Here is a 1,414-nt window from a genome sequence, read left to right on the forward strand (position 1 = left end):
GCCTCAGCCTTCGATGCGGCAGGATCAGCACTCCAGCCGTTCACGCACTGCATCAGATGAGTGAATGACAAGTCCGCCAGCCCGAAAGAGCTTTGCGGATCCAATTCGACAGCTTTCAACAACAGATTCTGGGCTTCGGCTACGTCGGCTTTTGTGAACTGTGAAATATGCCAATGGGCGCGCGCGGCCAGTTCCCAGGCATCCATCCGCGGTACCACTTTGCGCCGTGCGCGTTGCATTTCTGCAGACAGGTATTCAGGTGCTACTGCGCCAACAATATTTCGAGTGATTTCGTCCTGCAGATCGAAGATGTCCTCAATCACGCCGTCAAATCGCTCGGTCCAGACGTAGCGGTTCGCAACGGCGTCGATCAGTTGCGCTGAGACGCGAACCCTGTTGCCGGCCTTTCGAACGCTGCCCTCCAGAAGGTACTGCACTCCCAATTCCCGGGCGATTTGCTCTGTCCCGACAGCGCGACCTTGGTAGGAGAAGCTTGTATTTCGAGAGATCACGAAGAACCAGTGGAACCTGGAGAGCGCAGAAATGACATCTTCGGCCATACCTTCGGCAAAAAAGGTCTGATTTGCATCATTGGACAAATTGTCGAAGGCCAATACTGCAATCGAAGGTCGTTCCGGCAACTCAAAGAGGTGCCTCTGGATGGCTGAAGCCGACATTCCCCAACCGTAAGCGATCAAAGGTTCTGCGATGTTTTTGAGTTTCTGAGAACCAAGACAGGTGAATTGATCTGAAAGCTTAGCATCAATGCTGCGCCGTGCAGTTTCGGAAATCACGAGCGATCCGGGTTCAGCCAGGTTCTGAAGACGTGCGGCCAAGTTGACCCCGTCGCCATAAACGTCTTCATCGGCAAAACTAACATCGCCGCTATGCAATCCCATCCTCAACGTGAACTGAGGATTATTGGTCAGTTTGTTCTGGACAGCCATTGCGCACTTGATGCCGCTAACCACGCTGGGAAATTCAACCAACCAGCCGTCTCCCATGCTTTTTATAACCCTGCCGTGATGCTCACCAATTGTTGGAGTAAGAACGTCGTTTCGAAAACGGCGCAGCGCGGTCAACGTGGCGACTTCATCCTCCCCCATGAGTTTGGAATAGTTTGCCACATCCGCAGCCAGAATAGCGGCCAGCCTTCGCTCAGAGACGTTTGACATGGATGAAGCATAGCCGACGGCAGGCGAATAAGAAACTTCCGTGGTGTTGGCAGCTCAGCACCCAAAAAAAATGAACGCTTTGTTGAAAGTAGTCGCGCATCAACATCGGTTAGCAAATTGTTGTTTTGGAAAGCTCATCAACGTATCTGGAATGCGGGCACACTAAAACTGAAAAAATGCTGAGTGACGCCTGTCTGTGGCTCTGCGGATGCAAGTCGCGCCAGGCAATATTGAGCCCA

At 52.5% G+C, this 1,414-nt stretch carries 1 protein-coding gene; it reads right to left on the bottom strand.

Going from position 1 to position 1,414, the window contains the following annotated elements; translation table 11 throughout:
* A partial coding sequence (locus LHL23_RS23400; RefSeq protein WP_226431758.1) for an adenylate/guanylate cyclase domain-containing protein occupies positions 1-1,175 on the bottom strand: 1,175 nt, incomplete at its 3' end.
* Positions 1,176-1,414: the final 239 nt, after the last annotated feature.

Origin of the sequence: Leisingera sp. McT4-56, from assembly GCF_020514995.1 — a bacterium.
Lineage (GTDB): Bacteria > Pseudomonadota > Alphaproteobacteria > Rhodobacterales > Rhodobacteraceae > Leisingera > Leisingera aquaemixtae_A.